At 69.5% G+C, this 7203-nt stretch carries 5 protein-coding genes; 4 read left to right on the forward strand and 1 reads right to left on the reverse strand.

Features of this window, described 5'->3' with window-relative positions:
- Both VGB60_RS11495 and VGB60_RS11500 read left to right on the forward strand, forming a co-directional pair.
- Positions 1–342: NAD-dependent epimerase/dehydratase family protein (locus VGB60_RS11495; RefSeq protein WP_331038388.1), on the forward strand; the 342-nt coding region annotated here is incomplete at its 5' end.
- Positions 339–1445, forward strand: a complete 1107-nt coding sequence (locus VGB60_RS11500) for a DUF3089 domain-containing protein (protein WP_331038389.1) — start codon at positions 339–341, stop codon at positions 1443–1445. The genes VGB60_RS11495 and VGB60_RS11500, both read left to right, overlap by 4 nt.
- Here the strand turns inward: VGB60_RS11500 and recG are convergent.
- Positions 1442–3529, reverse strand: coding sequence for an ATP-dependent DNA helicase RecG (gene recG, locus VGB60_RS11505; RefSeq protein WP_331038390.1), 2088 nt, complete (start codon positions 3527–3529; stop codon positions 1442–1444). The two genes, VGB60_RS11500 and recG, sit on opposite strands and share 4 nt — an antisense overlap.
- Positions 3530–3611: 82 nt before the next feature.
- On the opposite strand from recG, the gene VGB60_RS11510 reads away from it, so the two are divergent.
- Together VGB60_RS11510 and mfd are read left to right on the forward strand one after the other, a co-directional pair.
- Entirely contained in the window at positions 3612–3929 is a 318-nt protein-coding gene (locus VGB60_RS11510) for a succinate dehydrogenase assembly factor 2 (protein WP_331038391.1), read from the forward strand.
- Positions 3929–7203: transcription-repair coupling factor (gene mfd, locus VGB60_RS11515; RefSeq protein WP_331038392.1), on the forward strand; the 3275-nt coding region annotated here is incomplete at its 3' end. The genes VGB60_RS11510 and mfd, both read left to right, overlap by 1 nt.

Consider the following 7203-nt stretch of genomic DNA (forward strand, 5'->3'; position numbering starts at 1 on the left):
GACGGCGGACAGATGAGGGACTTCGTCTTCGTCGACGACGTGGTCGACATCGTCGAATGGCTGCTGGAGGCGCCGGAGGTGTCGGGCGTCTTCAACGCCGGTTCGGGCCAGGCGCGGTCCTTCCTCGACCTGGCCCACGCCACCTTCGCGGCGGCGGGTCGGGAGCCCCGGATCGCCTACGTCGACACCCCTGAGAGCATCCGCGACAAGTACCAGTACTTCACCGAGGCCCGGATGGACCGCATCCGCGCCGCGGGCTTCTCGGGCCAGTCGACGCCGCTGGAGGAGGGCGTGCGTCGCTACGTCCAGGGCTTCCTCGACACGGCGGACCCTTACCGGTGAAACGGTCGCGGCTGACGTTCCGGCAATGGGTCGGCTGGTCCGGCCTCTTGTTCGTGCTGTTGCTCGCCGCCGCAGTCGCCGTTTGGAGAGGCGATATCCTGAGGGCGGGGCTTGATCCCCAGGTGCCGTTCCAGACCTATCGGCCTCCGCCTCCGCCGAACTACGCCGATCCGGCGGCTTGGGCGCTCAGGGGCGCCCGCACGCCGGAGTCCGGCCCCGCCGCGATCTTCTTCGTCCACTCCACCACCTATGACGGCGGTCAGCACTGGAACGGGCCGATCGGCGACCGGGAGGCCGACGCCTGGCTGCGGCGGGTGGTCCTGCCCAACCACGCCGGTCCATTCGCCCGCGCCGGGGCGATCAGCGCGCCGCTGTACCGTCAGGGCAGCGTCTATACCCGGCTGACGCTGCGGGAAGACGCCCGGGAAGCGCGCGCGTTCGCCTACCGGGACATTGCCGCCGCCTTCGACGCGTGGCTCGCCCGCCACCCCGGGGGTCCGATCGTTCTGGCCGGCGTGGAGCAGGGCGGCGATCTTGTCGAGCGGCTGGTCCGCGAACGGGTGGCTCCGGATTCCGCGCTTCGGGACCGGCTCGTCGCGGTCTACCTGATGGATACGGTGGCGGCCGCTGAAGCGCTGGCTGCCGAGGTTCCCGCCTGCTCCCGCCGCGACCAGATAGGCTGCGTCGTCGGCTGGTCTCCTGTCGGCGAGGACAATGACGGCGCCGCGCGGCGACGGCTGCGTCGGGCGTTGGTCTGGGATGCGCGCGGGCATCTGGTCGAGCTGGCGGGACGTCAGGCCCTGTGCGTCAACCCGGTGACGGGCACGACCGACACACGGGCTGTCCCGGCGCGTTCGCACAAGGGCGCCACCAACGCCACCGGGCTTGAGTGGGGCGCCCGGCCCGCCCTGATGGCGCGCGAGATCGCGACCCAGTGTCGTGAGGGTTTGCTGCGGCATACGGATCCAACCACTGAGTCATTCCGCGAGACGGGCGGGTGGGCGGATCGTAGAAAATCACGCCCGTACAATCTGTTCTATGGCGATATTGAAGCAGACGTTCAGACGCGGCTGGCGAACTGGACAGCGAAGCACGGTGTCTAGTCGGCGCCCGGCCGGTCGTTCCGCCAGTCGAACAGCGCCTCCAGCGTCCGCACGGCCTCCCCACGCGATGAGGTGAGATCAGGATCGCGGCCCAGCACCAGCCGGGCGTCGTCCGCCGCCGCGAGCATCAGCGACCGATGACGGATGGGGTCCGCGAACCGGTATGCGGGGAAGCCGCTCTGCCTGAGGCCGAGCGGATCGCCGCCGCCGCGCAGACGGAAGTCTTCCTCGGCGATCTCGAAGCCGTCCTCGGTGCGCCGCAACGTCTCCAGCCGCGTCCGCGCCGTCTCGCCGAGACCCTCATCGCCGCCGCCGTACAGCAGGATGCAGGCGCTGGTCTTGGCTCCCCGGCCGACCCGGCCCCGGAGCTGGTGCAGCTGCGCCAGGCCGAAGCGATCGGCGTGCTCGATCACCATGATGGTCGCGTTGGGCACGTCGACGCCGACCTCAACCACGGTCGTCGCCACCAGCAGGGGCAAGCGGCCGTCGGCAAAGTCCGCCATCACCGCCTCCCGCTCCGCGCCCGGCATCTGCCCGTGTGCCAGACCGACCTCGATCTTCAGGATGCGCCGCAGGTCGGCGGCGCGCGCTTCGGCGGCGGCGAGATCCGACGCCTCGCTCTCGGCCACGAGGGGGCAGATCCAGTAGGCCTGCGCGCCGGCGTCGATGGCGGCCCGCAACCGCTTCGCCACCTCTCCGATGCGGGCGAGCGGCAGGACCGCGGTGGCTACGGGCGTCCGACCCGGCGGCTTCTCGGTCAGGCGCGACACTTCGAGCTCCCCATATTGGGTCAGCTCCAGCGTGCGCGGGATCGGCGTGGCTGACATGGTCAGGAGGTGCACGCCGCCGGTGCGGGGGTCGCCCTTGGCCTGCAGTCGCTGGCGTTCGTTGACGCCGAAGCGGTGCTGCTCGTCGATGACCGCCAGGGCCAGCCGATCGAACCGGACGGCGTCCTGGAACAGGGCGTGGGTGCCGATGGCGACGGCCGCCTCTCCCGACGCCAGCGCGGATAGACGGGCCCGGCGCTCGCCCGGAGTGTCGCGACCCGTGAGCAGGACAGTGGCGACGCCCGCCGCCTCCAGCATCGGGCCGAGCCGCTGGAAATGCTGACGCGCCAGTATCTCGGTCGGCGCCATCAGGGCGGCCTGGAAGCCGGATGCCGCGGCGTCGGCCATGGCGAGGGCGGCGACAGCCGTCTTGCCGGAGCCGACGTCGCCTTGCAGCAGGCGGCCCATCTGTTCGCCCGAGGCTAGGTCGCGGCGGATTTCCGCCACGGCCTGCTGTTGGGCGCCTGTCAGGTGGAAGGGCAAGCCCTCCAGCAACAGCCGCGACGCCTCGCCCGGCTGGATGACCGGGGCGGGGGTGATCTGCCGCGCACGCCGCCGACGTGCGAGCGCCAGCTGGTGGGCGAACAGTTCGTCGTAGGCGAGCCGCTGCCGCGCCGGCGTGTCGGGCGAGATGTCCATCTCCGAGTTGGGCGCATGCAGCGCCGCCAGCGCCGCTCGCCATCCGGGCCAGCGCGTCTTCGCCAACCAGGCCTCGTCCTGCCACTCCGGCAGGTCCGGCGCGAGCGCCAGGGCTTGCTGGACCAGCTTGCGCAGGACGCGGGAGGTCAGCCCCTGCGTCGCCGGATAGACCGGCTCGACGGCGGCGATCTCGTCGGCCTGATCCAGCCCATAGACGTCCGGGTGGACGATTTGGACCTCGTTGTTGAATCGCTCGACCTTGCCGCTGACCAGCCGTCGCTGCCCCTTGGGCAGCAGCCGGTCGATGTGTTGAGCCGAACCCCCGAACCAGATCAGGTGGACGAAGCCGGTGTCGTCGGTCGCCCGCACCTTGATCGGCGCGCCCGGCTTGCCCGGCACGATCAGGCGGTCGATGGAGACCTCGAAGATCCCGACCTGGCCCTCGACCGCGTTGGTCGCCGTCATCGGCCGGCGCACGATCAGGCCGGACGGAGACAGGAACAGCAGGTCGCGGACCAGCCCGCCTGCCAGCTTCTGAACCAGCGGCAGCACCTTTGGTCCCACGCCCTTGAGGGTGGAGACTTCCGCAAACAGGGGAAAGAGAATCTGCGGCCTCATGGCCGGACAGCATAGCTGGCGAAACGCGCGGGGGAACGCTATCTGACCGCTCCTGTTTACGACCGACCGGGCAAGGATTCTTGTGGCCGACATCGACGCACGTCCGAACGAGGATCGCCGTGAGCGGCTGGGCCGGATCGCCTTCCGTGCCTGGCGGCGGGGATTCCGCGAAGCCGACCTCGTTCTGGGGCCGTTCGTCGATCAGGTCGGGCCGACGCTGGCGGACGATGACCTGGACTCACTGGAGGCCCTGCTTGGCTGGGACGACGATCATGAACTCTACGCCTGGATCATCGGCACGGCGCCGACGCCCCTTGAGTACGAGACCCCTGTGATGACGAAGATCCGCGGCTTCATGCGCGACCACGTCGCTGCCGCCGTGGCCGAGGGCGCGGGTTGATGGACGGCGCGGCTCCGAAACGCAGCGATCAGGACCTCGGCGGGGCCCCAGAAGGACTGGACGCCCTCACGGTCGCCGAGCGGCTGAAAGCTGACGGCGGCGTGGGCGTGTTCGTCGCCCGCGACTACGCCCGCATGGGCGAGTTCGTCCAGGCGTTTCGGTTCTTCGCCCAAGATATCGAAGTGCTAGAATTTCCGGCGTGGGACTGTCTGCCTTACGACCGCCTCAGCCCGACCTCCTCGGTGTCCGCCGAGCGCATGGCGGCCCTAACCCGGCTCGCTCAGCGACCCGCGGGCGAGAGCCGGCCAGTGCTGGTCGTGACCACCGTCGGGGCGGCGATGCAGCGGACGCCCCCGCGCGAGGTGACCTGGGGGGCGGGGTTCGAGACCACGGTCGGGCTGGACCTTAATACGGCGGCGCTGGAACGCTATTTCGCCGCCAACGGCTATATGCGCGCCTCAACGGTGTCGGAACGCGGCGAGTTCGCCGTCCGGGGCGGGGTCATCGATGTGTACCCGCCCGGCTTCGACGAGCCGGTACGCCTCGACATGTTCGGCTCGGAGCTGGAGTCGATCCGCACCTTCGACCCGGGCACCCAGCGTTCGACGGGCCAGTTGCGCGAGGTGGCGCTTGCGCCGGTGTCGGAGGCCCTGCTCGACGCCGACAGCATTTCTCGCTTCCGAACCGGCTATCTGGAGCTGTTCGGCGCGGCCGGTGACGATCCGCTCTACGCGGCCATCAGCGAGGGCGCGCGACGGCAGGGCATGGAGCACTGGCTGCCGCTGCTCTACGAGCGGCTGGAGACGCTGTTCGACTATCTGCCCGACGACGCGCGCGTGTTTCTCGACAACCAGGCCGAGGCGGCGCGTGCCGAGCGCTGGAACCTGACGCGCGACGCCTACGAAGCGCGGCGCGACGCGGCCATGGGCAAGGGAGGCTCGGCCTACCGGGCGCTTCCGCCCGAGCGGCTCTATATGAACGACGGCGACTGGAACACCGCCCTGGCCGGGCGGTGGGTTCGCCGCCTTTCGCCGTTCCAAGGACCGGGCGAGGACGCGGGCGGCCGGCTGGGCCGGAGCTTCGCAGCCGAGCGGGCGCAGGACAGCGTCAATCTGTTCGAGGCCGTGGCCCGGCACGCGCAGGCGGTGAACAAGGCGGGCAAGCGGGTTCTGTTCGCCTCGTGGACCGAAGGCTCGTCCGAACGGCTGGCCGCCATGCTGGCGGACCACGGGCTGGAGCATGTCCTTCCGGTCCGCGGCTGGGCCGATGTGCTGACCGCGCCGAAGGACATTTATCTGCGGGGGGTCCTGCCGGTCGAGCACGGGTTCGAGACCGACGCGGTGGCGGTCATCTCCGAGACCGACATCCTCGGCGACCGGCTGGCGCGGCCGCGCAAGAAGCGGCGCGCGTCGAACTTCCTCGCCGAGGCTTCGGCTCTGACCACCGGCGATCTGGTCGTCCACCTCGACCATGGCATCGGACGGTACGAGGGTCTGAAGACGCTGGAGATCCAGCAAGCGCCGCACGACTGCCTCGAACTGCTCTACGCCGGCGACAGCAAGCTCTACCTGCCGGTCGAGAACATCGACCTCCTGACCCGTTACGGCAGCGACAGCGACGGGGCGCAACTGGATCGTCTGGGCGGCGCCGGATGGCAGGCGCGCAAGGCCAAGGCCAAGGCCCGGCTGCGCGACATGGCGGAGGGGTTGATCGCCCTGGCGGCCAAGCGGTCGCTGCGGACCTCGGACCCGATCACGCCGCCGCACGGGCTGTTCGACGAGTTCTGCGCCCGCTTCCCCTATGAGGAGACGGACGACCAACTGAACGCCATCGGCGACGTGCTGGAAGACCTCGGCAAGGGCACGCCGATGGACCGCCTGATCTGCGGCGACGTCGGCTTCGGCAAGACCGAGGTGGCGCTGCGCGCCGCGTTCGTTGTGGCCATGACGGGGCAGCAGGTGGCGGTGGTCTGCCCGACGACCCTGCTGGCCCGCCAGCACTTCAAGACCTTCAGCGAGCGCTTCGCCGGCTGGCCGGTCAAGGTGCGTCACCTGTCGAGGATGGTCACCGCCCGGGACGCGGTAGAGACCCGGGCGGGCCTGAAGGACGGCTCGTTCGAGATCGTCGTCGGCACCCACGCCGTCCTGAGCGAACAGGTCGGGTTCAAGGACCTCGGCCTCGTCATCGTCGACGAGGAGCAGCACTTCGGGGTCAAGCACAAGGAGAAGCTGAAGTCCCTGCGGGCCGACGTGCACCTGCTGACCCTGACCGCCACGCCGATCCCGCGCACGCTGCAGATGGCGCTGTCAGGCATTCGCGAGATGTCGATCATCGCCACGCCGCCGGTCGATCGTCTGGCGGTCCGCACCTACGTTACGCCGTGGGACCCGGTGCTGGTCCGCGAAGCCCTCCTGCGCGAGAAATACCGCGGCGGGCAGGCCTATTATGTCGTCCCGCGCCTGTCGGACCTGCCCGACATCGAGCAATTCCTTCGCGAGAAGGTGCCCGAGGTCAAGTTCGTGGTCGGACACGGCCAGATGTCGCCGACCCAGCTCGAAGACGTGATGAGCGCCTTCTACGACGGCAGCTACGACCTGCTGCTGTCAACGACGATCGTTGAGTCCGGACTTGATGTTCCGACGGCTAACACATTGATCGTGCACAAGGCCGATATGTTCGGCCTGGCTCAGTTGCACCAGATCCGGGGCCGGATCGGTCGGGCCAAGGCGCGTGCCTTCGCTTATCTGACCACGCCGCCGGATCGGCCGGTCAGCCTGTCGTCGGAACGCAGGCTGCAGGTGCTGCAGTCGCTCGACAACCTCGGCGCCGGGTTCCAGCTGGCCAGCCACGATCTGGACCAGCGCGGCGGCGGCAACCTGCTCGGCGACGAGCAGTCGGGCCACATTCGCGAGGTCGGGGTCGAACTGTACCAGCAGATGCTCGAGGACGCCGTCGCTGAACTGCGCCAATCGGGCGAGGGCGCCGGCGTGCCCGACCGGGGCTGGTCGCCGGCCATCAATGTGGGCGCGGCCGTCCTGATTCCAGAGGATTACGTCCCGGACCTGAACGTGCGGCTCAGCCTTTATCGCCGCCTGTCGGACGCCGAGAACACGGAAGGCCGCGAGGCGCTTGCCGCCGAACTGATCGACCGCTTCGGTCCTCTGCCGGATGAGGCCAAACAGCTGCTGCGCATCGTAGGCATCAAGGCGAACTGCAAGACGGCCTGTATCGAACGCATAGACATCGGGCCCAAGGGGGCGGTCCTGACCCTGCG

Origin of the sequence: Brevundimonas sp. (genome assembly GCF_036399195.1) — a bacterium.
In the GTDB taxonomy this organism is placed as follows: Bacteria; Pseudomonadota; Alphaproteobacteria; order Caulobacterales; family Caulobacteraceae; genus Brevundimonas.